At 67.5% G+C, this 26671-nt stretch carries 25 protein-coding genes; 14 read left to right on the forward strand and 11 right to left on the reverse strand.

Annotated elements, in window-relative coordinates:
* Positions 1-182: 182 nt before the first annotated feature.
* Entirely contained in the window at positions 183-1661 is a 1479-nt protein-coding gene (locus JW364_RS12635) for an NAD(P)/FAD-dependent oxidoreductase (protein ID WP_205334277.1), read from the reverse strand.
* A 132-nt stretch (positions 1662-1793) separates the two neighbouring features.
* Between JW364_RS12635 and JW364_RS12640 the strand changes: the two genes are divergently transcribed.
* Positions 1794-4034, forward strand: a complete 2241-nt coding sequence (locus tag JW364_RS12640; protein ID WP_205334278.1) for a molybdopterin-dependent oxidoreductase — start codon at positions 1794-1796, stop codon at positions 4032-4034.
* 231 nt (positions 4035-4265) lie between these two features.
* Here the strand turns inward: JW364_RS12640 and JW364_RS12645 are convergent, their stop codons facing one another.
* Together JW364_RS12645 and JW364_RS12650 are read right to left on the reverse strand one after the other, a co-directional pair.
* Positions 4266-4931 (reverse strand): fasciclin domain-containing protein, encoded by a 666-nt coding sequence (locus JW364_RS12645; protein WP_171011559.1) that lies wholly within the window; start codon positions 4929-4931, stop codon positions 4266-4268.
* 135 nt (positions 4932-5066) lie between these two features.
* A complete protein-coding gene (locus JW364_RS12650; protein WP_205334279.1) occupies positions 5067-5648 on the reverse strand; it encodes a DinB family protein in 582 nt (193 codons plus the stop codon).
* A 192-nt stretch (positions 5649-5840) separates the two neighbouring features.
* Here JW364_RS12650 and JW364_RS12655 point away from each other — a divergent pair, with 192 nt between their 5' ends.
* Positions 5841-6476 carry a pyridoxamine 5'-phosphate oxidase family protein gene (locus tag JW364_RS12655; protein WP_205334520.1) on the forward strand — a complete coding sequence of 212 codons (636 nt, stop codon included), beginning with the start codon at positions 5841-5843 and terminating at the stop codon, positions 6474-6476.
* 211 nt (positions 6477-6687) lie between these two features.
* Here JW364_RS12655 and JW364_RS12660 read toward each other — a convergent pair whose 3' ends face one another.
* Complete coding sequence (locus JW364_RS12660) at positions 6688-8265, reverse strand: AMP-binding protein (protein ID WP_205333948.1); 1578 nt, start codon at positions 8263-8265, stop codon at positions 6688-6690.
* Positions 8266-8360: 95 nt separating this feature from the next.
* On the opposite strand from JW364_RS12660, the gene JW364_RS12665 reads away from it, so the two are divergent.
* Both JW364_RS12665 and JW364_RS12670 read left to right on the forward strand, forming a co-directional pair.
* Positions 8361-9164 (forward strand): LuxR C-terminal-related transcriptional regulator, encoded by an 804-nt coding sequence (locus tag JW364_RS12665; protein WP_205333947.1) that lies wholly within the window; start codon positions 8361-8363, stop codon positions 9162-9164.
* A 115-nt stretch (positions 9165-9279) separates the two neighbouring features.
* Positions 9280-10167, forward strand: a complete 888-nt coding sequence (locus JW364_RS12670) for a DUF5995 family protein (protein ID WP_205333946.1) — start codon at positions 9280-9282, stop codon at positions 10165-10167.
* Between the two features lie 240 nt (positions 10168-10407).
* On the opposite strand, the gene JW364_RS12675 is transcribed toward JW364_RS12670, so the two are convergent.
* On the reverse strand, positions 10408-10683 hold the full coding sequence (locus tag JW364_RS12675) for a Rho termination factor N-terminal domain-containing protein (protein ID WP_058253403.1): 276 nt from the start codon (positions 10681-10683) through the stop codon (positions 10408-10410).
* A 328-nt stretch (positions 10684-11011) separates the two neighbouring features.
* On the opposite strand from JW364_RS12675, the gene JW364_RS12680 reads away from it, so the two are divergent.
* The 5 genes from JW364_RS12680 (at position 11012) to JW364_RS12700 (ending at position 16530) form a co-directional block, all read left to right on the forward strand.
* A complete protein-coding gene (locus JW364_RS12680) occupies positions 11012-12100 on the forward strand; it encodes an S-(hydroxymethyl)mycothiol dehydrogenase (RefSeq protein ID WP_205333945.1) in 1089 nt (362 codons plus the stop codon).
* Entirely contained in the window at positions 12097-12729 is a 633-nt protein-coding gene (locus JW364_RS12685) for an MBL fold metallo-hydrolase (protein WP_137810970.1), read from the forward strand. Before JW364_RS12680 ends, JW364_RS12685 begins: the two co-directional genes overlap by 4 nt.
* 250 nt (positions 12730-12979) lie before the next feature.
* A complete protein-coding gene (locus JW364_RS12690; RefSeq protein ID WP_205333944.1) occupies positions 12980-13222 on the forward strand; it encodes a hypothetical protein in 243 nt (80 codons plus the stop codon).
* Between the two features lie 349 nt (positions 13223-13571).
* Positions 13572-14939 carry an MFS transporter gene (locus tag JW364_RS12695; RefSeq protein WP_205333943.1) on the forward strand — a complete coding sequence of 456 codons (1368 nt, stop codon included), beginning with the start codon at positions 13572-13574 and terminating at the stop codon, positions 14937-14939.
* 73 nt (positions 14940-15012) lie between these two features.
* Positions 15013-16530 (forward strand): ATP-dependent DNA ligase, encoded by a 1518-nt coding sequence (locus JW364_RS12700; RefSeq protein ID WP_205333942.1) that lies wholly within the window; start codon positions 15013-15015, stop codon positions 16528-16530.
* Between the two features lie 81 nt (positions 16531-16611).
* Here the strand turns inward: JW364_RS12700 and JW364_RS12705 are convergent, their stop codons facing one another.
* Both JW364_RS12705 and JW364_RS12710 read right to left on the reverse strand, forming a co-directional pair.
* A complete protein-coding gene (locus JW364_RS12705) occupies positions 16612-17478 on the reverse strand; it encodes an anti-sigma factor (RefSeq protein WP_205333941.1) in 867 nt (288 codons plus the stop codon).
* A gap of 366 nt (positions 17479-17844) precedes the next feature.
* Positions 17845-18252 carry a YccF domain-containing protein gene (locus JW364_RS12710; protein WP_065631321.1) on the reverse strand — a complete coding sequence of 136 codons (408 nt, stop codon included), beginning with the start codon at positions 18250-18252 and terminating at the stop codon, positions 17845-17847.
* A gap of 83 nt (positions 18253-18335) precedes the next feature.
* On the opposite strand from JW364_RS12710, the gene JW364_RS12715 reads away from it, so the two are divergent.
* On the forward strand, positions 18336-18599 hold the full coding sequence (locus JW364_RS12715; RefSeq protein WP_205333951.1) for a hypothetical protein: 264 nt from the start codon (positions 18336-18338) through the stop codon (positions 18597-18599).
* Positions 18600-18952: 353 nt separating this feature from the next.
* Here the strand turns inward: JW364_RS12715 and JW364_RS12720 are convergent, their stop codons facing one another.
* Positions 18953-19516, reverse strand: a complete 564-nt coding sequence (locus JW364_RS12720) for a maleylpyruvate isomerase family mycothiol-dependent enzyme (protein ID WP_205333940.1) — start codon at positions 19514-19516, stop codon at positions 18953-18955.
* Between the two features lie 37 nt (positions 19517-19553).
* On the opposite strand from JW364_RS12720, the gene JW364_RS12725 reads away from it, so the two are divergent.
* The 4 genes from JW364_RS12725 (at position 19554) to JW364_RS12740 (ending at position 24006) form a co-directional block, all read left to right on the forward strand.
* Entirely contained in the window at positions 19554-20381 is an 828-nt protein-coding gene (locus JW364_RS12725) for an AraC family transcriptional regulator (protein ID WP_058253393.1), read from the forward strand.
* Between the two features lie 122 nt (positions 20382-20503).
* Positions 20504-21796, forward strand: coding sequence for a GAF domain-containing protein (locus JW364_RS12730; protein ID WP_205333939.1), 1293 nt, complete (start codon positions 20504-20506; stop codon positions 21794-21796).
* Between the two features lie 157 nt (positions 21797-21953).
* Positions 21954-23477: an aldehyde dehydrogenase gene (adh, locus tag JW364_RS12735; RefSeq protein ID WP_058253391.1), complete on the forward strand. Its 1524-nt coding sequence runs from the start codon at positions 21954-21956 to the stop codon at positions 23475-23477.
* A 103-nt stretch (positions 23478-23580) separates the two neighbouring features.
* Positions 23581-24006: a DUF779 domain-containing protein gene (locus JW364_RS12740; RefSeq protein WP_205333938.1), complete on the forward strand. Its 426-nt coding sequence runs from the start codon at positions 23581-23583 to the stop codon at positions 24004-24006.
* 77 nt (positions 24007-24083) lie between these two features.
* Here the strand turns inward: JW364_RS12740 and JW364_RS12745 are convergent, their stop codons facing one another.
* The 3 genes from JW364_RS12745 to JW364_RS12755 all read right to left on the reverse strand — a co-directional run bounded on the left by JW364_RS12745 (position 24084) and on the right by JW364_RS12755 (position 26655).
* Complete coding sequence (locus JW364_RS12745) at positions 24084-24548, reverse strand: hypothetical protein (RefSeq protein WP_205333937.1); 465 nt, start codon at positions 24546-24548, stop codon at positions 24084-24086.
* A gap of 153 nt (positions 24549-24701) precedes the next feature.
* The gene (locus JW364_RS12750) at positions 24702-26033 is read right to left on the reverse strand and encodes a sensor histidine kinase (RefSeq protein ID WP_205333936.1); all 1332 of its coding nucleotides are present in this window, start codon (positions 26031-26033) and stop codon (positions 24702-24704) included.
* Positions 26017-26655: a response regulator transcription factor gene (locus JW364_RS12755; RefSeq protein ID WP_065631308.1), complete on the reverse strand. Its 639-nt coding sequence runs from the start codon at positions 26653-26655 to the stop codon at positions 26017-26019. Before JW364_RS12755 ends, JW364_RS12750 begins: the two co-directional genes overlap by 17 nt.
* Between the last annotated feature and the right edge of the window lie 16 nt (positions 26656-26671).

Here is a 26671-nt window from a genome sequence, read left to right on the forward strand (position 1 = left end):
CTCCTGCCCGGGCGGGCAATCGTTCGACCCGAGCCCAGTATCGGCGCGTCACAGAACGGGGAGCAAGGCTTGACCAGCATTTTCACGTCGTCGACGGCAAATCTCGACCGTTTGGACCACACCGCCGTAACGCCGCGCGGCGGGGCCCCGACACCAGTCCGGGCCCCGCGCGCGGAGCCGGGTCAGGCCCGGCCGAACACCATCGATTCCTCGACCTTGTTGATGCGGTGGTCGATGGCGTCGCGGTAGTAGTTGTGCCGCACCTGCCAGTGACCGCGGGTGCCCGACTTCGGCAGTGCATCCGGGGACCGTTCGACGTACCCCGCCTTGAGGTCCCACAGCGGCCGCGAACCCATGACCTCCGAACCCAGATGCGGATAGGCGTGGGTGTAGCCGTTCGTGCGCATGTGCTTGATCAGGTCGGCGACGGCGCGAGCGGTCATGTCCGCGCGAAGGGTCCACGAGGCGTTCGTGTAACCGACCGACCAGGCGAGGTTCGGGACGTCCTCGATGAGGTAGCTCTTGAAGACGAAACGGTCGTGTGGTTTCACCTCGGCGCCGTCGACGCGGAGCCGGGTACCGCCGAAGCCGAGCAGTTGCAGTCCGGTCGCGGTGACGATGATGTCGGCGTCGAGGTGCTTGCCCGAGGTGAGGGTGACCCCTGTGGCGTCGAACCGGTCGATGTGGTCGGTGACCATCTCGACCTTGCCCTCGGTGATATCGGCGAAGAGGTCGGCATCGGGGACCATGCACATCCGCTGGTCCCACGGGTTGTACGTCGGATTGAAGTGGACGTCGACCGGATAGTCCTCGGGCAGGTTCGCGACGACGTTGTTGCGGATCATCTTGCGTCCGAGCTTCGGGAACCGGTGGGTCAGGTGCACGATCGCGGCCGTCTGGGCGGCGTACCTGGTGCGGATGACCTTGTGCGCCGCCTGCGGTGGCAACAACTTCTGCACGAGCGGTGCCAGGTACTGCTTCTGCTTGGACGAGAAGATGTATGACGGCGAGCGCTGCAGCATCGTGACGTGCTCGGCCTGCTCGGCTAGGCTCGGGATGAGACTGACCGCCGTCGCGCCGCTGCCGATCACCACGACGCGCTTGCCCCGGTAGTCGAGGTCTTCGGGCCAGTGCTGCGGGTGCACGATCTGGCCGGTGAAGTCGTCGGCACCGGCGAACCGTGGTGTGTAGGGGTTGTCGTAGTCGTAGTAACCGGTTGCGAAGATGACGAACCTCGCCCGGTGGGTCTCGCGGCGCCGGTCCTCACCGACCTCGACCCCCAGCGTCCAGGTGTCCGTCGCCGAGTCCCAGTCGGCGGTCAGGACGTGCTGCCCGAACCGGATGTGCTCGGCGATGGCGAACTTGTGGGCGGTGTCCTCGATGTACTCCCGGATGTCGTTTCCGTGCGCCAGCGCCCGCGGCTTGCGCCACGGCTCGAACGGGTAACTCAGCGAGTAGATGTCGCTGTCGGACCGCACGCCGGGGTACCGGAACAGGTCCCACGTCCCGCCCATGCGTTCGCGGCGTTCGAGGATCAGATAGTCGGCGTCGGGATTCTGCTCCTTCAGCCGATAGGCGCAGTCGATGCCGGACAAGCCGGCGCCGATGATGATCACGTCGCGCACGGTTGGCTGTGTGGCGTTCGGTTCGCTGTCGGTCACGGGGACCTCCTCGGTGGGGATGCCTCAGGTGCTGTCATCATGCAACACTTGTCTTCAGATGTGAACGGAATCACACCAACCGTAGGCCTGCCCGCCTGCGGCCAGTCATCGCGCGAGGTCAGGGGACGCAAGATGCCGATGGAAAAACACACTTACTGCCGAATCTGCGAGCCGCTGTGCGGCATGATCGCGACCGTCGAGGACGATCGGCTGGTCTCGTTGCGGCCGGACAAGGAGCACCCGTTGTCGCGGGGCTTCGCGTGTCCGAAGGGGATCGCGTTCACCGAGATCGTCAACGATCCCGATCGTCTCCGGCACCCGCTCCGGCGACGCCCCGACGGCGAGTTCGAGCAGATCTCATGGGACACGGCGCTCGACGAGATCGGCCGCCGGCTCGTCGAGGTGCACCAGAAATCCGGCAGCGACTCGATCGGCTGGTACTTCGGCAACCCGGCGACGTTCTCGACCGGACACACGCTGTGGACCGCGATCTTCATGAACCTCCTCGGCACGCCGCACGTGTACTCGGCGGGATCCCAGGACGTGAACAACCGCTTCGTCGCCAGCCACTTCCTGTACGGCAACCCGCTGACCGCGCCGATTCCCGACATCAACCGCGTCGACTACCTCGTGATCATCGGGGCGAATCCGGTGGTGTCGCACGGCAGCGTGATGAGTTCGCCGCGTATCCGTGAGGGACTGAACGCGATCACCGCACGCGGCGGGTCCGTCGTCGTCGTCGATCCCCGGCACACCGAGACGGCCCGAGAGTTCGACTGGCTGCCGATCACGCCCGACACCGACGCGCTGTTCCTGCTGTCGCTGTTGCACGTGCTGTTCGACGAGAACCTCGCCGACCGCGACCGGCTCCGGCGGCAGGCGCGCGGCGTGGCGGAACTCGAGACGCTCGTCGCGGCCTACGCGCCAGAGGCGACCGCGGGCCGTACGGACATCGATCCGGAGCGTGTGCGCGCTGTCGCCCGCTCGCTCGCCCGCACGGAGCGGGCCGCGGTGTACGGACGGGTGGGTACCTCACTGGGGCGCACCGGCACGCTGACGACCGCCCTGCTCGACATGGTGAACCTCGTCGCGGGCAACCTGGACGTGCCGGGCGGATCGATGTTCGGTGATCTGGGGATTCCGGGTCAGCGCCTGGGCGTCACCGCGCTGCAACGGCTTTCGAGCTTTCGCTGGGCGGGGCGCCGAAGCCGCGTCGGCGGCCTGCCGCAGGTCCTCGGGACCGCGCCGGCGTCGTTGATGGCCAAGGAGATCACCACCCCGGGCCGCGGGCAGCTGCGCGCGCTGTTCGTCAGCGCGGGCAATCCGGTGCTGTCGGTTCCGAACGGCGACGAATTACGTTCGGCGTTGGACGAACTCGACCTCATGGTGTCCCTGGACATCTACCGCAACGAAACCAACGCCCGGGCCGACTACATCCTGCCGGCCACCACGATGTATGAACGCGAGGACTTCCTGCTCCCGTTCCAGGCCCTGTTCACCACTCCGTTCAAGCAGGCCACCGAGGCGGTGATCCCACCGCAGGGCGAGGCGCGAGAAGAGTGGACGGTGATCAACGAACTGATCGGCTTCCTGTCGTCGGAGAGCCTGCTGATCCGTTCGCTGCACGTCGGCAACCAGCTGGCGCGACGCGTGGGCCGGCCGGTCACCCCGCGCCGGGTCTCGGACCTGGTGATCCGAATGGGATTGGGAGGAGACCGATTCGGCCTTCGACGCGGTGGACTCACCTACCGCCGGCTCGTCGAGGACAATCCACACGGTGTCGTGGTCGCCGACGACCTCGCGCCGGGGCAGCTGGCCAAGAACGTCACGTATCTCGACGGCCGGATCCGGTTGACCGCACCGGAGTTGATGACCGAGGTCGAGCGACTCGGTGTCGCTGACGACGCAGGGTATCCGTTGCGGCTCATCGGGATGCGCGAGATCCGGTCGGAGAACAGTTGGCAGCACAACGCGCCGATGTTGTTGCGCGGCGGACGGTCCCACGCGGCCCGGATGCACCCCGACGATGCCACGGCACGCGGGCTGGCCGAAGGCGACCTCGCGACGGTGGAGTCCCGGCACGGTCGGATCTCGTTGCCCGTGACCGTCACCGAGGACATCAAGCCCGGCGTCGTCGCGATCCCGCATGGATGGGGACACAACGGCTCCGGCGGTTGGACGCAGGCGAACGCGGCTGCGCAGAACGATCTGGGTGCCGGCGGCGTGAACGTCAACGCACTCATCTCGTCCGACCCGGCCGACCTGGAGCGACTTGCCGGGATGGCGAACATGACCGGGGTGCCGATACAGGTGTCGGCGTTGACCGAGAGCCGGATGCGGTCCGAGACGGATGCGCAACCCGCTCGAACCTGAACGCACACAACGGTTCCCCAGACGAGCAGTGATGCTCGCGCAGGGGACCGGTGTGTGTTCAGGGTTTGGCGCGGTGTCCCGTGCGTCCGTACGTCATCCCGCCCACGGAGTCCGGACTCTTCCGTGTTCGAGGCGAACGGATCGCACCCGGGTCACGCAGCACGATTCTCACCGACGGATCGCGTCGGTGAGAATCGTGGAAAGCACTCTCGCGCAGTGTTTACGGAGAGATCACATGCCGGCCGGGGGCATGAGCACGCTGTCGATGAGGTACACCTGCGCGTTCGAGGTGGTGACGCCACCGCAGACCACGCCGGCCTCATTGACCTTCAGGTTGTCGCCCGATCCGGTCACGTTGACCTGCTGACCCTCGAGAGTGGTGTGCTCTCCGACGATCTGGTCGGGGGTCGCCTGGCCCTCGACCACGTGGTAGGTCAGGATCTTGTTGAGCAGGTCAGCGTCGGTCTTGAGCTGCTCGACGGTCTCCGGGGGCAGCTTCGCGAATGCGTCGTCGGTCGGCGCGAACACGGTGTACTCACCCTCGTTGAGGGTCTTCACGAGGTTGACCTCGGGGTTCAGCTGACCCGAAAGTGCTTGTGTCAGAGTCGTGAGCTCGGGGTTGGTGGCCGCCGCGGTGGCAACGGGCACGGTCGACATCCCGTTCACCGACGCCGGTCCCGAGGGATTGGCCTCGGCGTAGGCGGCGCAACCCGGTCCGACGAGGTTGGCGGCCGGATCGGCCATCGCGCTCTCGCTCATCATGGCGCTGGATTCGGTTGCCGCGCCGGTCGTTTCACTCGAGGTGTCCGAATCGTCACTGGAACAACCGGCCATCACGCCGACAGCGAGGACCAGTCCGGTCAACGCTCCTGCTACACGGGGAATTCGCTTGATCATCGTCGATCCAATCTGTGTTGGGGTGTCGACTGCGCCTGGCCGGCAGCCTCACAACGTCTTCGGCGCCCGGGGGCCCGCGGATTGGTCGATGACGAGATTGATCGTCAAGTACCCGGTGTAGCTACCGCGCCGGCGTCACTTCGCCCAGTCGGCGTCGGCCCACTGCTCGGCCCATTCCTGCCCTTCGGAGATGGCGCCCATCGTGGTCTGGCCGTCGAGCGCCTCTCGGATGATGTCGGCGTGACCGCAGTGGTGGGCGGTCTCCCGGATGAGGTGGATGATCATGGCCCGAATCGACAGCCACTCGCGTTCCGGCTGCCACGGCGCCGTGGGCTGAGGGATCAGCTCGTCGAGGCTCTCGGCGTCGGCGATCACGCGGTCGAACTCGGCTGCCCCACGGTCGTATGCGGTCAGCCAGCCGGCGAGAGTCTCGTCGCCGATCATCTCGTACTCGGTCATGGCCTGGCTCATGTCGAACTCGGCGTTCTCGTCCCGCTCGGTGATGACGCGGGCCGCGTTCTCCTCGCCGTGCGCGAGATGCTTGATCAGCGCGCCGATCGTGAGGGTGCTGACCGTCGACTGCTTGCGGGCATCGTCGTCGGAGAGGTTGCGTGCGGTGATCTTGAGCATGTTGCGCTGATCCTGCAGCAGGATGAGCAGGTCGCGCTTCTCGCCGGTGACGTCGACGCTGAGTTCGGTGGAGGTGTAGGTGCTCATGATGTGTCCTCTCGGTTGGTGTGAGGACCACGCTATGAGCGATAGAGGACAATTCCGGTCCTCGTTCTTCCGTTGCTTGGAAGGCAATTCTGGAAGCCTCATCCTGCTCCCCGGGTGGATCCCCCTCTGCGGTCACCGACGCCGGCGAGCAACTTTGTTGAGCCGGGCGCGTTCGGGGGCGACCATGTCCGCATGACTTCGACCGGCGGTACCCCGTCCGACGTGACTTCGCGTCTGGCGTCGTTGACGCGCAAGCCTGATCGGGCAGCCGATCGCGAGCTGCTCGACGCCCTGCTCGACGAGACCAAAGTCGGGACCCTCAGCACCGTCGTCGACGGTCTGCCATGGTCGGTGCCGATGCTCTTCGCCCGGGACGGCGACTCGATCCTGCTGCACGGATCGACCGGGGCGGGTGCGCTCCGGCACGTCGCCGCGGGTGCGCCGGTGACGTTCACGGTGTTCGCGCTGGACGGGCTCGTCGTCGCCGACACCCTCTTCGACCATTCGGCGAACTACCGGTCGGCGGTCGTACGCGGAGTCCTCGAAGTCGCCGACAACGCCCGTGTAGCTTTGGAAGTGTTGTCCGACAAGCTGATTCCGGGGAGGGTGGCCGAGGTCCGGCCGACGACGCGCAAAGAGTTGGCAGCGACGGTGGCCCTGCGACTGCCGATCGTCGACGGCCAGTGGATCGCCAAGGCGCGGACGGGCGGGCCGGGTGGGGAGTCGGCGGACTGGACCGGCGTGGTTCCCGTGCGGACCGTGTACGACGCCCCGGTCACCTACAGCGGCGACGTGCCGCCCGACTCGGTACGAGCGCTCCTGGACTGATCTCGCCAGAACCGGAGATGCGCAACCAGCGGATAGGGGTGTGACCCGCTGGTTGCGCGTCCGGTGATCGCGTCGTGGGGCAGGCGAGGTCCTCGGAGTCTGCCCGACGCGATCGGCTGTTGGCGCGGCCCGGCTGCGGGTCGCGCAGTCGGTTCATCGTTCGCGCACGGTGGCGCCGTTACGCGCCAGGTTGGCGCACCACGGCAGCCATTCACCGCTGGCGCAGCAGGAACCGCTGGATCTTGCCGCTCGGCGTCTTGGGCAGGGCGTCGACGAAATGCACGGTGCGCGGGTAGGCGTGCGCGGCGAACTGCGTCTTGACCAGCTGCTGGAGCTCGGCTTCGAGCGCATCGGTGCCCTCGACCCCGTCCGCGAGGACGACGAACGCCTCGAGGACCTCGCCGCGGAGCTCGTCGGGGCGCCCGACGACGGCGACATCGACGACCGATGGATGAGTGATCAGCACGCTCTCGACGTCGAACGGGCCGATCCGGTAGCCGGCCATGATGATCACGTCGTCGTCGCGTGCGGAGAAGAAATAGCGGCCCTCGTCGTCCACTCGCCCGGTGTCACCGGTCAGGTACCACCGCCCGTCCGGCGAGAAGCGCTGCTTGGTCTTCGCCGGAGCGTCGAGGTAACCCTCGAACCACATCAGCGGGCTGGCCGGGACGTCGATGGCGATCTGACCGTCGACGATCCCCGCGGCGAAGCCGGGCATCGGCTGTCCCATCGAGCCCGGGACGAGGGTCTCGTGGACCGACTCGTGCCAGTGGTTGTTGATGAACATGCCGTGTTCGGTCTGGCCGTAGTGGTCGCGGACCTCGGTGTTGATGGCCCGCAGCGCCCAGTCGATGACGTCGGGGGTCAGCGGTTCGCCCGCCGACGACGCGCGGCGCAGCGAGAAGCCCGAGATGCGCGGGTCCTTGCTGAGCGCCCGGTAGACGGTCGGTGCCGCGGCGAAGTTGGTGACGCCGAGGTCGCCGAGGATCTTCGCGGTCAGTTCGGGGGTGAAGCCGGCGTGTAGCAGGAGGTTGCGCCGGCCGGCGGCCAGCGGCCCGAGCACGCCGTAGTAGAGGCCATAGGCCCAGCCGGGGTCGGCGGCGTTCCAGAACACGTCGTCGGCGCGGACATCCAGGCCGAAGTGCATGTAGGCGACGAACGAGGCGAGCGCCTTGACCGGGACCGGCACACCCTTCGGCGCGCCGGTGGTGCCGCTGGTGAAGAGCAGGATCAGGGTGCCGTCGCCGCCGACCGCGACCGACTGGGTGACCGGCTCGTGCGAAGCGATGAGTTCTTCGAACTGGTCGCCGGTTACCACCGTGGTGATCCCGTCGATGCCCGCGAGCTTGTCCGCCTGACTCGGCTCGGTGATCACGACCTTCGCGGCGCCGGCCTGCAACCGCATCTCGATCGCGGGTGTCGCGAACGCGGTGAACAGCGGGATGTAGATCGCGCCGAGACGGGCGATGGCCAGGAGCGAGACGACGAGCTCCTCGCGCTTGCCCATGAGGACGCCCACCGTGTCGCCACGACCGATGCCCATCTCCGCAAGGGCCGCCGCGAGTCTCTTGGACCGCTCGGCCAGTTCGCCGTAGGTGATGTCGGTGGTGACCGGACGTACGCCGCCGGACTGCTGATCGTCGGTCTGCTCGACCTCGATCACCGTGAAGGCGATCGCCTCGGGATCGTGCCCGTCGACGAGGAGTGCCGCCGCATCGGCGTCGGACGCCCCGTAGATTGCCAACCATCGTTCGACCATGTCGGTGGGGGTCGTGGTGGCCTGTGTCATCGTGAACCTCGCTCCGTACTGAGTAAGCTGAGTCACAGTGTCCTCCGCGACCGGCCCCAGGAACACCCTCGGAAGAGGGGGAGAAGTGAGGTGAGATGCCCGAGCCGCTGAGCGGGATCGTCACCGAGGCGTTGCGCCGGGTGCGCAAGTCCAGTGGGGTGCCACTGGCCTTCGCGGGTGTCCTGAACGGACCGTCGAACCTGCGTCTGCAGCATTTCGCCGGTACGACCGTGGGCGCGTTGAACGGGGTGTCGGTCGACGTCGGGCACGGGCTGGGCGGCAAGGTCGTCTCGCTGAACCGCCCGATGGTCGTCGACGACTACCTCCGCACGCCGCGGATCACCCATCGCTACAACACGATCATCGAGCGGGAAGGGTTGCGCGCCATGATGGCCGCTCCGGTCATCGTCGATCGGACGCCCGTGGCGGTGCTCTACGGCGCGCTGCACACCCCGGACCCGATCGGCGGGCGGATGCTCGACGTCCTCGCGATGGAGGCCCGCACCGTCGAACACGAGATCGTCGCGTCCCGCGCGCGGCTCGAGCACGCCGCGCAGGACGAGGCGGAGATGCGCGACCGGATGACCGCGGCCTACGCGCGGCTCCGGTCGCTGGCCGAGACGGTCGACGACGCCCGGCTCGCCGACGAACTCGCCGCGATCACCGAGGCCCTGATCGCCGCGAGCCCGGCGTCGACGGCGCAGGTGGAACTGACCGGCCGGGAGCAGGACGTGATCTCCCTTGCCGCACTGGGCTATTCGAACGCCCGTATCGCGGAGACCCTCGGGGTCACCGTGTACACGGTGAAGGGTTACATGAAGGACGCGATGCGCAAGCTCGGGGCGTCGTCGCGGCTGGAGGCCGTCGTGACCGCCCGCAGTACCGGTCTGCTGCCCTGACGCTTCCTCTGCTCCCTGAGGAGCGCCCGGAGCTTGCGGAGGGCGCGTCACGAAGGGTCTCGCGTTCCCCGGTCGGAGGGATTGACCCGCGCGCAGATGGGTATCACCGGGTCCCATGCGAGCACTCTCGGCGGCACTGCTGGCCCTCGGCCTCATCGGAACACTCGTGGTCGCCGCCCCGGCGCCGGCGCATGCGGCACCGGCCGAGACGTGTGGAACCGATCTCCGCCCGGCCGACCGCGAGCGGATCGTCGAACTCAGTACCTACGAGCAGGATTCGAAGGACCTCCCTCTCGTCCAGCTACGACGAAACGTCGACAAGCTGTACGGGATCGTCGACATCCTCACCGACCGCCGCGACCGGCGCGGATTGTTCGCCCTCGGGCTGGCAGCGGTGGAACGCGACGCGGTGATGCCGCTGCAGAACAACCCGCGCGTCTTCCAGACTCCGCGGTGGGCGCCCGTCATCAGTCTCGAACTCCTCAACCGGTTCCTCGACGCCGTGCGAGGCGAATTCGGCGGCGGACCTGTCGCACCCCAGTGGCGGCACTACTTCGACATGGCCGACGACTGCGCAGTCCCCGGCCAACGGGTCGCGATGGCCGGTTACAACGCGCACATCACCGTCGACCTCGCCTATGCGACCGCCGACGCCCGGGCCACGACGGCGAATGCGCGGGATTTCTTCTTCATCGTCGATGCGATTGCCGCACATGGTAATTCGATCGTCATCGCGACACTCCGTGAATACGGCGTCAACCTCGGACCGATCTTCCGGTTCTACGTGGTCGGTGAGGGCCTCGACCGCGTCGTGGGCGCCGGCCGGGCGACCGGGCCGATGCTGCGGGCCGCCGACGTCGGATACAACGTGCTGACGTTCCGCAACGGACTCGCGCTCCAGGATCCGGCGACCGCTGCTCGGGCACGCGGCGACGTGACCGGGCTGTGGAACACCGGCGAGACGGCGTTGACCGCGTTCCAGCGGGTCGGGCTGGTCCGATGACCGGCCGGTCGGCCTCATCGGCGGGTGTCGGGCAGGTCACGTCGGACGGGCCGGAATATCCCGAGCGGGGTCGTAGTTGTACCCCGCGACGGTGACGGACTCAATGCCCCGGGTCCCACCCTTTTGCCGCTTCGAGCGGCCTGTTTGCCGAGAGGCGCACTGACCGGCACCGTCCCTTTACACATCGAAGCCGCCGACCCCTCGGGTCGGCGGCTTTGATGTTCTCCGAGCAGACGGGTCTCAGTGGTCCCGCAGCTTCTCGATGAGCTCGTCCTTCTTCAGGTCGGAGTAGCCCGAGAGGTCGAGTTCCTTGGCGCGGTCCTTGAGCTCGTCGACCGTCCAGTCCTCGTAGGACCCGGACTTGCCGCCGCTCTTGCCGACGTCCGACCGTGAGCTGTTGGCCGCGGCGTTGGCGATCCGAGCGGACTTCTCCTTCGAGTTGCCCTCGTCGCGCAGCTTCTCGTAGAGCTCGTCGTCCTTGACCGAAGGTCCAGGGTCCTTCTTCTTCTCTGCCATGGTCTACCTCCTCGTGGTGGAGATGAGCGGTCCGCACCAGGGTTGCCAGATGCGTCGGTGGTCAAACAACGGGATCGGGGTGGACGGATCGGACGCTGTGTTCACGATGACCGAACCCGAAGCGGGTGCGCGGTTCGTCGAACTACGGTTACATCCGAACGGGCGCGTAGATAATCACAGTAGACGACGACCACTCTGAGTAGTCGATATTGATCGGTACCGATAAGGTTGTGGCGATGTGTTCCGGCGACGTCACCCATACGTCGCCGCACTCGCAGCACACGTCGCACCCGTACCCCGAACAACGCAGTTGCGGAAGGAACAACGTATGTCGCAGACAGTCAAGGGAGTCATCTCGCGCAGCAAGAAGGCGCCGACAGAGGTCGTGGACGTGGTGATCCCGGACCCGGGTGCGCGTGATGTGGTGGTGGCGATCAAGGCGTGCGGTGTCTGCCACACCGACCTGGCCTACCGCGAGGGCGGCATCAACGACGCGTATCCGTTCCTGCTCGGCCACGAGGCCGCGGGTGTGGTCGAGTCGGTCGGTTCCGATGTCACCCACGTCGAGGTCGGCGACTTCGTCGTCCTGAACTGGCGGGCGGTGTGCGGGCAGTGTCGAGCGTGTAAGCGGGGGCGTCCGTGGTACTGCTTCGACACCTTCAACGCCAGCGTCCCGATGACCCTGACCGACGGCACCGAACTGACCCCCGCACTGGGCATCGGGGCGTTCGCCGAGAAGACCCTCATCCACGAATTGCAGTGCACCAAGGTCAATCCGGACACCGACCCCGCTGTTGCCGGGTTGCTCGGCTGCGGTGTGATGGCCGGAATCGGGGCGGCGATGAACACCGGCAACGTCGGCCGCGGCGACTCGGTCGCGGTCATCGGGTGCGGCGGTGTCGGTGATGCCGCGATCGCCGGCGCCCGTCTGGCCGGTGCGACGACGATCATCGCGATCGACCGCGATGCGTCGAAGCTGGAGTGGGCGAAAGATCTCGGTGCCACCCACACCATCGACGGCTCGAAGGTCGACGATGTGATCGCCGCGGTGCAGGAACTGACCGACGGCAACGGCGCCGACGTCGTGATCGATGCGGTCGGCCGCCCGGAAACCTACAAGCAGGCCTTCTACGCGCGCGATCTCGCCGGGGTCGTCGTGCTGGTCGGTGTGCCGACCCCAGAGATGACCCTGGAGATGCCGCTGGTCGACTTCTTCTCCCGCGGTGGTGCGTTGAAGTCGTCGTGGTACGGCGATTGCCTCCCCGAACGAGATTTCCCGATGCTGATCGACCTCTACGAGCAGGGTCGTCTGCCGCTGGACAAGTTCGTCACCGAACGCATCGGCATCAACGACGTCGAGGCCGCGTTCTCGGCGATGGAGGCCGGCAAGGTGCTGCGATCGGTGGTCGAGCTGTGAGCGGCGAACTGCGTATCGACAACGTCGTCACCTCGGGCACCTTCAGCCTCGACGGCGGCACCTGGGACGTCGACAACAATGTGTGGCTCGTCGGCAACGACGACGAGGTCATCATCATCGACGCCGCACACTCGGCGCAGCCGATCCTCGCCGGCGTCGGCAACCGCACGGTCAAGGCGATCGTGCTGACCCACGGGCACAACGACCACGTCACCGTTGCCCCGGAACTGTCGCAGGCCACCGGAGCGCCGATCCTGCTGCACCCCGGCGACGACATGCTGTGGAACGACACCCATCCCGATGTCGCGCACCAGGATCTCGAGGACGGGCAGAAGATCGGGGTCGCCGGTACCGAGCTGACGATCATCAACACCCCGGGCCACTCGCCGGGCTCGTCGGTCATCCACCTGCCCGAGGCCAAGGTGCTGTTCTCCGGCGACACCCTGTTCCAGGGCGGGCCCGGCGCAACAGGCCGCTCGTACTCGAGCTTCCCGACGATCATCGCCTCGATCACCGAGAAGATCTTCACCCTCGACCCCGAGACCAAGGTCTACACCGGACACGGCGACGGCACGACCGTCGGCGACGAAGCACCTCACCTCGAAGAGTGGATCAAACGGGGTAGCTGACGGCGTTGTGGCTCGGCTGACTACCGGCAGTTGCCGGTAGTCGGCCGGCCGGGAAGACCTTCAGGAGATCGCTGCGAACGGCTTCTCCCGTGCGGTGCGGGAGCATCCTCTCATCATCGCGGTCCACCGGGGCTGATCGACAGATTGATCGGGCACTGTCCGGAAGAAGGCACGTCGAATGGATACATCGGCTTTGCGGGCGGTCACTGACGATGTGGGTGCGCAAGTCTCGGAGATGACAGTCGGTGACATGGCCATCCGGACCACTTCGGGGTGGGGCGACCTCGGTGATCTGTACCTGGCCGCCGTCGAACGAAACACGCGTCTCACAGCGCTCCTCACCGGCGAGGAGCTGAACTCTCGGCGAGCTGCACCGATGGACAGGGCATCGTTCCCGCTGGTGGCGGACCAGTACGGAGGCGGTTTCGAGCACCGATACCGTCGAAGTGCCGACCTGCTGGTCGCCGCCTTCGCCGGAGTCCTCGACACGTAACGGGTCGTCGACCTCGACGGCACCCACACAACTGTGCAAGCTCTCTACGATCACGCGGTCCGCGATGCCTTCCTGCTCACGTGGAACATCGCGACCGCAATCGACATCCGGTACCAGCCGCGACCCGACATCGTCCGAGGGGTCGTACAGACAATGCTCTCGGACCTCGAAGGATGCCGATCTGGCAACGGCAGTCGACGTCCTCGTCCAACTGACGGGTCCACACCGGGACCAGTGAGCAGTCGCGGTTGGACTGCGATGAGCCGCGTCCGCCGGGTGTCGCGGTCCGCTCAGCTTGTTCTCAGGGGTCGGAATCGATCGCTCGAGCCGCAGGCGTAACGTCGCGCGGATGAGCGATTCCGCGGTCCGCAACGTCGACCATCCCGATCAGGCGCCGGTACCCCGTAGCCGCATCGTGGTCGCGTCGATGATCGGGACGAGCATCGAGTTCTTCGACTTCTACATCTATGCCACGGCCGCGGTCCTCGTGTTCCCGGTGCTGTTCTTCCCCAAGGGGGATGACACCGCGGCGCTGCTGTCGTCGTTCGCGACCTTCGGGCTCGCGTTCGTCGCGCGACCCATCGGCTCGATCCTGTTCGGACACTTCGGCGATCGCATCGGGCGCAAGGCGACCTTGGTCGGGTCGCTACTCACCATGGGCATCGCGACCTTCGTCATCGGCCTGCTGCCCACCTACGATTCCGTCGGCTATCTCGCGCCCGCGCTGCTGGCGCTGATGCGGTTCTGTCAGGGCCTCGGGCTCGGCGGGGAGTGGTCGGGCGCAGCGCTTCTCGCCACGGAGACGGCCGAGAAGGGCAAACGGGCGTGGGCCGCGATGTGGCCGCAGCTGGGCGCGCCGATCGGGTTCTTCTTCGCCAACGGCACCTTCCTGCTGCTGATGCTCGCCCTCGATTTCGACGCCGCGACCGCCGACCCCGACCACGCTTTCATGACCTGGGGCTGGCGAATCCCGTTCCTGGCCAGCGCCATCATGGTGGCCGTCGGACTGTATGTCCGGCTGAAGCTCACCGAGACACCGGTCTTCGCGAAGGCCGTCGCCGACGGCAAGAAGGTCAAGGCGCCGCTGGCCGAGGTCGTCAAGACCAGCTGGCGTCCGCTCATCGCGGGCACGTTCATCATGGTCGCGACGTACACGCTGTTCTACATCGTGACCACCTGGGTGATCTCCTACGGCACCGGCAAGGTGACCGACGAATCGGGTGTGAAGCTTTCCATCAGCTACGTCGACTTCCTGCAGCTGCAGCTCGTCGCGGTCCTCTTCTTCGCCGCGTGCGTGCCGATCTCGGGTCGCCTCGCCGACCGGTACGGCCGCCGCGCGTTCCTCATCGTGATCACCGCGGCGATCATCGTCTTCGGGCTGTGCTTCCAGTGGCTGCTCGACCCGGCGTCGATGACCGACGGCATGATGCTGTTCTTCCTGATCCTCGGAATGACGCTGATGGGTCTCACCTTCGGGCCGATGAGCGCGATCCTGCCCGAGCTCTTCCCGACCAACGTGCGCTACACGGGATCGGGCGTGGCCTACAACGTGGCGTCGATCCTCGGCGCCGCCGTGGCGCCGTTCATCGCCACGTGGATCGTCGCCGACTATGGCGTCGGCTGGGTGGGCGTGTACCTCGCGGTCGCCGCCTGCGCCACGATGATCGCCCTGCTCAGCGTCCGCGAGACCAAGTCCGTCGACCTCACCGAGGTCTGAGTCCGAACGGGTTATCGGGGGCTCGGCGTACCGTCGGACAGGTGAATGCGCGTCCGGCAGCTGGTGAGGCGACATGAGGCTGATCGACGTCGTCGAGACCTCCGCAGATGTAGCGCGAGACCGGTCGCGGATCCGTAAGACGACGGTGCTCGCCGACGCGCTCTCCCAGGCGACCGACGAGGAACTGCCGGTCGTCGTCGCCTGGCTGTCGGGTGAGATCCCGCAGGGCCGGCTCGGTGTCGGGTGGCGGTCGCTGTCCAAACTGATGGCACCACCGGCCGATTCGCCGACCCTCGAGGTCGCTGCCGTCGACGCCGCGCTCGGCGAGCTCGCGTCCGCGTCGGGTCCGGGTTCGACGAAGCGCCGAGGTGAGATCATCGCGTCGTTGTTCGGCGCGTCAACCGAGTCCGAGCAGAAGTTCCTCGTGGCACTGCTCACCGGTGAATTGCGGCAGGGGGCGCTGGCCGGTGTCATGACCGACGCCATCGCGAAGGTCACCAGCCAGGATCTGGCTCTGGTGCGTCGCGCGAACATGCTGACCGGTTCGCTGCCGGTCACCGCCGCGCTGGCCCGGTTCGGCGCGGAGTCGCTGGCGGGGGTCGGCCTGGAGGTCGGACGCGCCGTCGAACCGATGCTCGCGACACCCGCCGACGACCTCGACTCCGCGCTTGCGCTCCTCGGGCCCGACCTCGTCGTCGACTACAAACTCGACGGGGCCCGAATCCAGGTGCACCGCAGAGGGACCGAGATCTCGGTGTTCACCCGCACGTTGCGCGACGTGACCTCCAATGTGCCTGACCTCGTATCGGTGATCGCTTCCCTGCCCTGCGATTCGGTCATCCTCGACGGCGAGACGCTGATGCTATCCGACGACGGACGCCCGCGGTCGTTCCAGGACACCATGAGCCGGTTCGGCTCTGGACCTACCGCGGCCGGCGAACCCGAACGCCTGCTGAAGCCGTTCTTCTTCGACTGCCTGCACATCGACGGCGTCGACCTCATCGACCGGCCGCTGTCCGAGCGGCTCGCCGCGATCGACTCGATCGCCCCGCAGTTGCGCATCCCCGCGGTCACCCGGCCGAGCGTCGAGGAGGCCCGCAGCCACTTCGACGCCGCGATGGCCGACGGCCACGAGGGTGTGATGGTGAAGTCGCTCGACGGACTATATGTGGCGGGTCGCCGCGGAAAGGCCTGGCAGAAGGTCAAACCGACGCACACGTTCGATCTGGTGGTGCTCGGTGCCGAATGGGGCTCGGGCCGGCGGTCGGGGTGGCTGTCGAATCTGCATCTCGGCGCCCGCGATCCCGAGACGGGTGAGCTCGTGATGGTCGGCAAGACGTTCAAGGGCCTGACGGACGAGCTGTTGCGCTGGCAGACCGAGGAGTTCCCGAAGCACGAGACGCACCGGGACTCGTACACGGTGTACCTGCGTCCGGAGATCGTCGTCGAGATCGAACTCGATGGCGCGCAACGGAGTTCGAGGTATCCGGGCGGGGTCGCGCTGCGCTTCGCGCGCGTGGTGCGTTACCGCCCGGACAAGACTCCCGCGCAGGCCGACAGCATCGAGGCGATTCGCGCGCTGTTGAAGTGAGTCCGAAAACCACCCGTAGGAAACGGACAGCCGACGATGCGTCGCGTGTCCGGTTCCACAGGGTGGTTTTCGACGAGGTACTCAGAGCAACGACAGTTGTGCGACCGGGGTGGTGGTGGGACGGTCCGAACCGCCGGGCGGTTCGACGGTGAACGCGAGCGTCGAGGCGTCGTTGATCCCGGACAGCACCGCGGTGGTGACCGGTTCGACGTCCTGGTCGGTCATCGTGCCGGCCGAGCGAGCGCCGCCCGGCCCGATGAGCCACATCTGATAGACGGTCCCCGGTTGGGGCGGTGGGACCGAATCCATGACCAACACACCGGTATCCGCCGACTTGGCGAGATAGACGGTGACATTGCCGGTAGCTACCGGGCCGCCCGTCGACCGCAGGTCCTCCGCGGAGAAGACCTGTTCGGCCGGTGAGGCGAGTGGGCGGACCTCCGGTTCCGGCGAGCTCGACTCTCCCATGACCCACCCGGCGGCGCCGATGGCGACGGCCGCCACCGCCGCGGCGGCGAGATACGTCCAGCGGCGAGGCAAGCGCCGTCGGTCGTCCGATCCGACCGTCGGCGTCACGGGGGCGGGAACCCTCGGATCGGATGCGGCAGGCGCGGATTGCTGCTGCGGAGGCGGCGATCCCGGCCCGGTCGGCGCCTCGGCGCCCGGAGCACCGACGTCCGGCGCGTCGAGACCGGCGTCGGCACGCGCAGCGGTGAGGATGCGATCGCGGAGCGTCGGCGGGGGCGGCGTGGCCGTCGTCTTGCTCATCGCGGCCAGCGCCTCGCGGGTCGCGCGGACCTGCTTGTCGAACAAGGTCTGGAGATCCTGCGGCGCGGCCGCGACCCGAGCCTGGACGTCGCGCAGTTCGTCGGCGGACAATGCGTCGAGCGCGACCAGCGGTGCCATCTCCAGCAATTCGGCAGCGTCGGGATCGAGATGATCAGCCATCACGTGCCTCCTGCCGTCGTCGAACGATCTGGTGCTGTCCCCCCGAACGCCGCTCTCGGCGAGCGGGCGTCACGTTTCCGCGTGGGCCCGGAGGCAACGAGGCTGCGGCAAGAAGGATGACGTGCGCGGATGGTGTCCGGGGTACTCGGGCCGTCGGCTGAACGACTCCTGGTGGAGTCGGGCGCCGGTCGCGTACAGCGAGAGACAGGCCGTCGCCACCGGCGGCAGCGTCGCGTCCGTGCCGAGCCACGCGCTCGCGACGTCAGTCTGGGACCCGAGTGTCATGCCACCTGTTCGGATCCATCGGCGTCCCGGATGGGTTGGGTGGCGGATGGGTCGGGGGAGGTCAGCGCGACGTTCGGTGGATCACATCCGCACCGGCGTACCGCCGGGCATCTGCTGATCGGTCGGGACGATCTCGGCGCCGAGGGGCAGAAGCGACACCGGCACCATCTTGAAACTCGCGATGCCGAGGGGGATGCCGATGATCGTGAGGCACATCGCGATGCCGGTGGTGATGTGCCCGATCGCGAGCCACAACCCGGCCACGATGATCCAGATGACGTTGCCGATGGTCGACGCGACGCCCGCGGTCGGCTTGCGGATGACAGTTCGTCCGAAGGGCCAGAGCGCGTAGCTCGCCATCCGGAACGAGGCGATGCCGAACGGGATCGTGATGATCAGGATGCAGCAGATGATGCCGGCGACGACGTAGCCGATCGCCATCCACAGTCCGCACAGGACGAGCCAGATGACGTTGAGGATGGTCTTCATCCCACCATTGTCCATGCGGCGCCGACCGGTGGGGACAAATGCGAGACGCGCGAGGCCTGCCCGCGGCCCGGCCCGACATTACGATGACCGTCGTGGCGGGAAGTCCGGGGCGGGCGCGTGAGGCGGTGTGGGCGGTGCTCGCCACGGTCGTCCTCGTGATCCGCATTCTGGCGACCATCGCGCTCGTGCTGTTCGTGATCGGCTGGGCCGTCGCGGCGGCCCGCGATTCGCTCGACAACGCGTTCCTCTGGCCGTCGATCGGTGCCGGCATCGCGCTGCTCGCGAGCACCTACGTCTACGGCCACCTCCGCGCGCGCTACCCGCGGCACAACGGCTGGATTCCGTGAGTTCTGCGCACCGCTCCCTCGGTGCGTGCGGGCCCGCCCCCGCTCCCTCAGTTGCGAGCGAGGCCCCGCTCAGCGCTGTTTGAGTTGCGGGCTAGGCCCGCCCCCGCTCCCTGAGGAGCGTCCGGAGCTTGCGGAGGCCGCGTCACGAAGGGTCCTGGTGAGACATGCTCACCAGGCCCTTCGAGGCTCGTCGCTATCGCTCCTCGCACCTCAGGGAGCAAGAGGAGACTCGCACCGCAGGGAGCAAGAGGAGACTGCGCACCTCAGCGAGCATGGGGAGGCTCGCACCTCAGCGAGCATGGGGAGGCTCGCACCTCAGGGGCAGAAGGGGCCGTCTGGTCCCCGCAGGGACCTCAGGACGCGACGCGACCCAAACGGGCGAGCAGCGTCGTCTGCCGATCAGCACCGGCCGGGATCTCGACCTTGCGACACACGCCTTCGGAGTAGATCGCATCGCCGAAACCGTCGACCGCGGCTTCCATCTCGGACAGGTCGTCGTCGGAGAACCGATGGTCGGCGCCGGCCGCGCGGGCGATGTCCCAGCGGTGGGCGACCATGTCGAAACCGTAGAAGCGGATGAGGGTCTCGCCGATCGTGGTCGGTCCGAAGTGTCCGTCGAAGGTGCGTTCGCCGACGGTCGGGTCGGCGAGTAGTCCGGCGACGGTGTCGCGGTGGGTGTGCCAGGCGGCGGCCGGGTCGTCGAGCGAGGGTGCCGGTCCGGCATCGATGTCGTGGCGGGAGAAGAACTCGCGCTGGGTGTCGATGACGTGGCCGACGACGTCGCGTCCGGTCCATCCCTCGCACGGCGAGTCCGCGGTCCAGGTGCCGGCGGGCGCGGCATCGAGGACGGTGGCGAAGCCGTCGGCGAGGCGGACGTAGTGGGCGAGCAATGGTGAGGTGTCGTTGATTGCGGTCATGATGAGAGTCAACCGCGAGACCACGGGACGGTGATTGATGAAACCCGACAATCCGGCGCGGCTCGACGACGTCGAGCGCGCGCACCTCATCGACCCGTCGGACGCGAGCTTCCGCATCGGACGGTGGGCGCCGAGCCCCGATCTGGACGAACTGGTGCGCCGCTTCTGGGTGCCGGTGTGGTGGGTCCCGCCCGGGGCGGAGGCGCCGCAGCGCGTCCTGCAGTACCCCGTCTGCCTCATCGTCGTCAGCAACACCTACGCCCGCTTCTACGGCGTGGTGACCGGGTTGTCGGAGACGGTGCTGACCGGCGACGGCTGGGCAGTCGGGGTGATGCTCACGCCGGGCGCCGGGGGAGTGCTGACCGGTGACGTCGGGAAATGGACCGATCGGCATGCCGAACTGTCCGAGGTCTTCGGCGACCGGGGCACCGACCTCGAGCGGTCGGTGCGGTCGGTGATGGCCGTCGAACCCGGCGTCGAGGCAACCCAGCGTTCTGCGACCGACCGCGTCGAGGACTGGCTGCGGTCGTATCTCCCGCTCGACGACGACGGCCGGCTGATCAACGCGATCGTGGAGTACGTGGAAACCGATTCGTCGGTGGTGGCGGTCGCGCAGATCTGCGAGCGATTTCACCTCACCGAACGCAGCCTGCAGCGGCTGACCCGGCGTCGTCTCGGTCTCACCCCGAAGTGGCTCATCCAACGTCGACGGCTCCACGAGGCGGCTGAGCGGTTGCGCGACCGGTCGGGAACGCTCGCCTCGCTGGCGGCGGAGCTGTCCTACGCCGACGAGGCGCACTTCGTGCGTGACTTCAAGACAGTCACCGGTATGACCCCGCGGACGTTCTCCGCGCGGTTCGGCTAGGCCGGGTACGTCGAGCGGGGCGCAACGACGACGACCTCGGTGGTTGTTGCCGAGATCACACCGCGGCAGGCAGAATCGTCGACATATCGGGCAATCGACTCGGCTGATCGTACGGAGGGTGCATGACGGACGCGGCTTCGGTGGCCACGCGCATCCGCCGGGCGTACGAGGACTTCCTCTCCGGCGGCAATCCGCCGGCCGATGCGGTTCGGTCGATCGTCCGCGACTCGTGGGCGAGGTCCCTGACCGGCGGAGTGGACCCCAGCGACGCGACCCCGAACGGCGATCGTGCCTCCGCGATGTCGCCTGCGGAGTTCGCCGCCTACCGCGCCGCGCATCCCATCACCGCCGTCCGGCCGTTGGTGCAGTCCCTGATGGTCGACGCCATCGCCGACACGGGGGTCGTCGTCGCCCTGACCGACCAGTCCGGGCGCCTGCTGTGGATCGAGGGCGACTCGGCCGCCCGTGATCGCGCCGGCCACATCGACTTCGTCGAGGGCTCGGTGTGGAGCGAGGAGGTCGTCGGCACCAACGCCCCCGGACTGGCACTGGCCGTCGATCGGAGTGTGCAGGTCGTCGGGCCCGAGCACTTCGCCGGACCCGTCCAGGAATGGAGTTGTGCGGCGGCGCCCGTGCACGACCCGCTGACCGGGCACGTGATCGGTGTCATCGACGTGACCGGCGGGCGCGAGGTCGCGGCGCCGTTCGCGCTGGCGGCGGTCCGGTCGGTGGTCGCCGCTGTCGAGCGCGAACTGCGGGCGGGCGCCGTCGATCTCGCCGACCCGGCCACCTTCGACCCGTCACCGGGCGCGCGGGCCGCGGCCCACCTCGCCGTGCTCGGTGACGGTCCGGGACGCTGGCATCGCGCCGCCGACGGGCCCGGCGCCCGCACCCTGTCGCGCCGGCACGCCGAGATCCTCGTTCTGCTGCAAGCATTTCCGGAAGGTCTGAACACCGAACAACTCGCCTTGAAGCTGGCCGAGGAAGGGCTCGACCCGGTCACCGTGCGGGCCGAGATCTCCCGACTCCGCCGCGACCTCGGTGCCGACGTCGTCGCGAGCCGGCCCTACCGGCTCACACTCGACATCACTTCCGACGTCGACGATCTCCGGTCGCGCATCTCGTCGGGTTCGGACCTCGCGTCGGTCGTCGACGACCTCGGCCGCGGCGGACTGCTCGCCGAATCGAGCGCACCGGGCATCGTCGACATCTTCGAGGAACTCCGCGAGGACCTGCGGTCGCGGCTCTTCGCGACCGGCGACGTCGCGGCCCTGCGGCGGTGGACGTCGTCGACCCACGGACGCGACGACCTCGCCGCCTGGCGGCGCCTCGAACATCGCCTGCCCGCCGGCGACCCCGACCGTGCCGTCGTCGGCGGCCGCATCCGACTCCTGGACAAGAGGTACGGGGCGTAACCGGTCTGAGCTGCGTGAACAGCAGGTGGCCAACGTTGCAACGCGCGTGCAACCAACCCGCTCCTAGAGTGTGCAGCAGATCACAACGGACGCCTTCGGTGTCCCGTGTGACATCCGCAGAGCGTCCTCAGCTGAGGCCCACACGCAAGGAGCAACCATGACCGTCTTCGCAAAGCCGGGTGCCGATGGCTCGGTGATGAGCTACGAGTCGCGTTACGACAACTGGATCGGCGGACAGTGGACCCCGCCGGTGAAGGGTCAGTACTTCGAGAACCCATCGCCCGTCGACGGCAAGGTGTTCTGTGAGGTGGCCCGCTCGACCGCCGAGGACATCGACCTCGCGCTCGACGCCGCACACAAGGCCGCACCCGGATGGGGCAAGACCCCCGTCGCCGAGCGCTCGCTCGCCCTGCTGCGCATCGCCGATCGCATGGAGGAGAACCTCGAGAAGCTGGCCGTCGCCGAGACCTGGGACAACGGCAAGGCCGTCCGCGAGACCCTCGCCGCCGACCTCCCGCTGGCCATCGACCACTTCCGCTACTTCGCCGGCGCGCTGCGCGCCCAGGAGGGGTCGATCTCCGAGGTCGACGAGGACACCGTCGCCTACCACTTCCACGAGCCGCTCGGCGTCGTCGGCCAGATCATCCCCTGGAACTTCCCGATCCTGATGGCCGTGTGGAAGCTGGCACCCGCTCTCGCCGCGGGTAACGCGGTGGTGCTCAAGCCCGCCGAGCAGACGCCCGCGTCGATCCTGTACCTGGTCAGCCTCATCAGCGACCTGCTCCCCGCCGGAGTCCTCAACGTGGTCAACGGATTCGGCGTCGAGGCGGGCAAGCCCCTCGCCTCGAGCAACCGCATCCGCAAGATCGCGTTCACCGGTGAGACCACCACCGGCCGGCTCATCATGCAGTACGCGTCGGAGAACCTGATCCCGGTCACCCTCGAACTCGGTGGCAAGAGCCCCAACATCTTCTTCAACGACGTGATGTCCGCCGACGACGGATTCCTCGACCGTGCGCTGGAGGGCTTCTCGATGTTCGCGCTCAACCAGGGCGAGGTGTGCACCTGCCCCAGCCGCGCGCTGATCCAGCAGGACATCTACGACGAGTTCATCGCCAAGGCCGTCGACCGCGTCGGAAAGATCAAGCAGGGCAACCCCCTCGACACCGACACCATGATGGGCGCGCAGGCCTCGAACGATCAGTTCGAGAAGATCTCCTCCTACCTTGCCATCGGCAAGGACGAGGGTGCCGAGGTGCTGATCGGCGGCGAGGCGGCGGATCTCGGCGGTGACCTGTCGGAGGGCTTCTACATCAAACCGACTGTCTTCCAGGGCAACAACAAGATGCGCATCTTCCAGGAAGAGATCTTCGGCCCGGTTCTGGCGGTCACCACCTTCAAGGACTTCGCCGACGCCATGCACATCGCCAACGACACCCTCTACGGACTCGGCGCCGGAGTGTGGAGCCGCGACGGCGCGACCGCCTACCGGGCCGGCCGCGAGATCCAGGCCGGCCGGGTGTGGACGAACACCTACCACGACTACCCGGCACACGCTGCCTTCGGCGGCTACAAGCAGTCCGGTATCGGTCGCGAGAACCACCTCATGATGCTCGAGCACTACCAGCAGACCAAGAACCTCCTGGTCGGTTACGCTCAGAGCGCCAAGGGTTTCTTCTGACCCGTCGAGCCCTTCGAGGCTCGTCGCTAACGCTCCTCGCACCTCAGGGAGCGGAGGGGTCGCGCTCCTCGCACCTCAGGGAGCAGATGAAAGGTGATTGACGATGACCGCCGAGCAGAGTGTCCCTCATCGCGTGGTCGCCACAGACTCCGCCGTGCAGCTCCTGACCAAGTTGTCGGAGCTGCACGGCGGCCTCATGATCCACCAGTCCGGTGGGTGCTGTGACGGCTCGGCCCCGATGTGTTATCCGGTCGGGGAGTATCGCGTGGGCCAGCGAGACGTGCTGGTCGGCGAGATCGAACTACCCGAACCCATTCCGGCCGTTCGGGTCTGGATCAACGGTGACCAGTTCGAGCTGTGGAAACACACTCAGCTGATCCTCGACGTCGTGAAAGGCCGCGGTGCCGGATTCAGTCTCGAGGCGCCGGAAGGAGTTCGTTTCCTCTCACGTGCACGGACTTTCACCGACGAGGAGAACGACCTGCTGGCGACGTCGCCACCACTGACGGGGGCCACCGCCGGCCCCTGAGGTCCGACCCACACAGAATGCGTCGTAGGTACCGGAAACCGGTACCTACGACGCATTCTGCGTTTGTCCGCGGTAGTTCACCACTGGTCGAAGCCGACGTTGACCTGGGGGTATCCGGTGTCGATGTGGTTGTTCATCCAGTAGTTCTGGGCGTGGGGTCCCCAGATGCTGCTCATGGCGGTGTTGACGTTGTGGGGGTGGTTGGTGAGTTGGTAGTTGGCGGTGGGGCCGAACAGTCCGATGCGGTAGATGGCGTTGACGTCGAGGTGGTTGGTGAAGGGTGCGGTGGCGGTGATGGTTTCGGTGGCTCCGGGGTAGAGGATGTGTTGGGGTGCGTTGATCCATTGGCCGCCGTCGGCGTTGGCGCCTTGGAGGTATTCGGGCTTGTCGGTGTGGTTGGTGATGGTCATGGCGACGGTGGGTTCGCCGGGGCGGGTGATGGGGAGGGTGCCGGCGTGGGCGGCTCCGGCGGCGCCGAGGGCGATGCTGGTGGCGGCGGCGAGTCCGAGGGTGGCGGTGGCGATGCGGGTGGTGGTTTTCATGGTGGGCTCCGGTGTGGTGTGGGGGTTGTGTTGGTGACACCACTGACTCTGCCGGGGATGGGTGGTCGGGGGATTCCGCTGACCGGGTGATCGAGCGGGTGAACGCTGCATCCACCGATCGGGGGACACCGGGTCGGTACGGGCACTCGCGCCTCAGATGACGCGAGCGGGAACCTCGACGATCGCGACGGTTCCGCCGCCCGGATGGTTCGACAGCGACAACGTGCCGCCGGCGCCTTCGACGCGCACGCGTCGCGAGGCAAGTCCGATGTGGCCCTTGGCTTGTCGTCGACGCATCAACTCCTCGACGTCGATGCCGGCAGGTAACCCGATGCCGTCGTCCACGACGACGAGGCGCGCTCGGCCAACATCGAACTCGGCGGTGACGTCGACCGTCGTCGCGGACGCGTGCTTGATCACGTTCGTCAGGAGTTCGCGGGCGGAGGCGAACAGCAGCGAGTCGGCGGACGTGCGTAGGTCGGGCGGCCAGCCCGCGGTGTCGACGGAGATCGTCGGGGCACCGGCGCGGCTGCCGAACGAGGCGGCGAGGTCGGTGAGGGCCACCGACAGACCGGCCTGTTCCAGAACCGCCGGGTGCAGCTCACTCAGCGTCGACCGCAGCAACTGCGCCGCGTCGCGCAGCGCACCGTCCACGCGGTCGAGGGTCACCGGATCGGCGGAGTCACGGAGCGTGGCGAGTTCCTGACGCGCCGCCAGTACGTACTGCAAAGCCCCGTCGTGGAGGTTGTCGGCGAGATCCCGGCGTTCGCGTTCCTCGATCTCCATCGTCGCGTCCAGCAATCGGGCGCGTTCTGCGGCGAGCGCCCCGATCGTTCTCACCCGGGATCGCTGTAGGCGAGACAGCAGGATCGCGCCGACGGCCAACGCTGCGACGACGAGGATGCGCAGGATGATCACCGACCACGGCTCGCCGTTCGACGTGCGGGCCAGCATGGAAGAGACGGCGTACACCACGGTCGTGACGATCACTACCACCGCACAGGTCCTGGGCTGCAACGCGATCGCCGCGATCATCGGCACCAGGACGAACCCGCTGAGGAGAACGTCGGTGGTCCAACTCAATTCGTTGGACCGGCTGGCGGCGACCGCGAGCGCGGTGAGCAGGAGGAGGTCGATCGGCAGCGCTATCCACGAGTACCGGATCATCGACGATTCGTGGCGGACGACCACGACGGCTCCGCCGATGCACCAGGCCGCGTACAGGATCGCCGTCACGAGGCTGAACGTCTCCGCGTGCGCGGGTGGGTCGAGGCTGACGGTCAGTAGCACGAACAGCGACAGGAACAGTCGGAGGACCACCTGAATCCGGATGCCACGGATCGCATGGTCGATCAGGATGTCGTGGATTCGCGGCTCGTCGGCGAACTCGTCGAGACCCAGATAGCGTGTCGCCCCCGCGATCTCGACGCTGCCAGCGTCGTCGTCCCCTGGCCTCGAGGGGTCCGCGCTATTCGAGGAGCCCACGACGCATCGCCTCGGCGACCGCGGCCGCACGGTCGGACACGCCGAGCTTCTCGTAGAGGCGCTGGGTGTGCGTCTTGACCGTCGACGCGCCGATGTAGAGTTCGGCGGCGACCTGTGGAATCGACTGTCCGCGTGCGAATCCCGTGAGAACCTGGCGCTCTCGCTCGCTCAGGGCCGGCGCGTCACGCTGGGTCTGCGCACGGATCTCGCCGGCCAGTCCCGCGGCGAGCTCCGGCGGTACCACCGTCTCTCCCTTGGCCACCCGGGTCACCGCGCCGACGATGTCGTCGCGATCGGCGTCCTTCGACAGGTAACCGGCCGCACCTTCCTGCAGCGCCCGGAAGACGATCGGGCCGTCGGTGACCGCGGACAGCAGCAGCACTCGGGTCGGCAACCCGTCGCGCGACACCGCATGGGCAACCTCGACGCCGGTCATGTGCGGCATCTGGTGGTCGACCACCGCGACGTCGGGTTTCTCCCGACGGATCAGCTCGAGCCCGGCCAGACCGTCGGCGGCCTCGCCGACGACCCGTACCCGTCCACTGGCCGCCAGGCCACGGGATACACCGTCGCGGAAGAACGGGTGATCGTCGACGACGACCACGGTGACGAGGGTGTTCATCGGATCAGGATAGGCG

Origin of the sequence: Gordonia sp. BP-119 (genome assembly GCF_016924115.1) — a bacterium.
GTDB lineage: Bacteria > Actinomycetota > Actinomycetes > Mycobacteriales > Mycobacteriaceae > Gordonia > Gordonia hongkongensis.

Bases quoted from the DNA above. Each gene is read 5' to 3' on its own strand.
- JW364_RS12640 (WP_205334278.1), top strand. From the start codon at position 1,794: ATGCCGATGGAAAAACACACTTACTGCCGAATCTGCGAGCCGCTGTGC.
- JW364_RS12645 (WP_171011559.1), bottom strand. From the start codon at position 4,931: ATGATCAAGCGAATTCCCCGTGTAGCAGGAGCGTTGACCGGACTGGTC.
- JW364_RS12650 (WP_205334279.1), bottom strand. From the start codon at position 5,648: ATGAGCACCTACACCTCCACCGAACTCAGCGTCGACGTCACCGGCGAG.
- JW364_RS12655 (WP_205334520.1), top strand. From the start codon at position 5,841: ATGACTTCGACCGGCGGTACCCCGTCCGACGTGACTTCGCGTCTGGCG.
- JW364_RS12660 (WP_205333948.1), bottom strand. From the start codon at position 8,265: ATGACACAGGCCACCACGACCCCCACCGACATGGTCGAACGATGGTTG.
- JW364_RS12665 (WP_205333947.1), top strand. From the start codon at position 8,361: ATGCCCGAGCCGCTGAGCGGGATCGTCACCGAGGCGTTGCGCCGGGTG.
- JW364_RS12670 (WP_205333946.1), top strand. From the start codon at position 9,280: ATGCGAGCACTCTCGGCGGCACTGCTGGCCCTCGGCCTCATCGGAACA.
- JW364_RS12675 (WP_058253403.1), bottom strand. From the start codon at position 10,683: ATGGCAGAGAAGAAGAAGGACCCTGGACCTTCGGTCAAGGACGACGAG.
- JW364_RS12680 (WP_205333945.1), top strand. From the start codon at position 11,012: ATGTCGCAGACAGTCAAGGGAGTCATCTCGCGCAGCAAGAAGGCGCCG.
- JW364_RS12690 (WP_205333944.1), top strand. From the start codon at position 12,980: ATGGCCATCCGGACCACTTCGGGGTGGGGCGACCTCGGTGATCTGTAC.
- JW364_RS12695 (WP_205333943.1), top strand. From the start codon at position 13,572: ATGAGCGATTCCGCGGTCCGCAACGTCGACCATCCCGATCAGGCGCCG.
- JW364_RS12700 (WP_205333942.1), top strand. From the start codon at position 15,013: ATGAGGCTGATCGACGTCGTCGAGACCTCCGCAGATGTAGCGCGAGAC.
- JW364_RS12705 (WP_205333941.1), bottom strand. From the start codon at position 17,478: ATGGCTGATCATCTCGATCCCGACGCTGCCGAATTGCTGGAGATGGCA.
- JW364_RS12710 (WP_065631321.1), bottom strand. From the start codon at position 18,252: ATGAAGACCATCCTCAACGTCATCTGGCTCGTCCTGTGCGGACTGTGG.
- JW364_RS12715 (WP_205333951.1), top strand. From the start codon at position 18,336: ATGACCGTCGTGGCGGGAAGTCCGGGGCGGGCGCGTGAGGCGGTGTGG.
- JW364_RS12720 (WP_205333940.1), bottom strand. From the start codon at position 19,516: ATGACCGCAATCAACGACACCTCACCATTGCTCGCCCACTACGTCCGC.
- JW364_RS12725 (WP_058253393.1), top strand. From the start codon at position 19,554: ATGAAACCCGACAATCCGGCGCGGCTCGACGACGTCGAGCGCGCGCAC.
- JW364_RS12730 (WP_205333939.1), top strand. From the start codon at position 20,504: ATGACGGACGCGGCTTCGGTGGCCACGCGCATCCGCCGGGCGTACGAG.
- adh (WP_058253391.1), top strand. From the start codon at position 21,954: ATGACCGTCTTCGCAAAGCCGGGTGCCGATGGCTCGGTGATGAGCTAC.
- JW364_RS12740 (WP_205333938.1), top strand. From the start codon at position 23,581: ATGACCGCCGAGCAGAGTGTCCCTCATCGCGTGGTCGCCACAGACTCC.
- JW364_RS12745 (WP_205333937.1), bottom strand. From the start codon at position 24,548: ATGAAAACCACCACCCGCATCGCCACCGCCACCCTCGGACTCGCCGCC.
- JW364_RS12755 (WP_065631308.1), bottom strand. From the start codon at position 26,655: ATGAACACCCTCGTCACCGTGGTCGTCGTCGACGATCACCCGTTCTTC.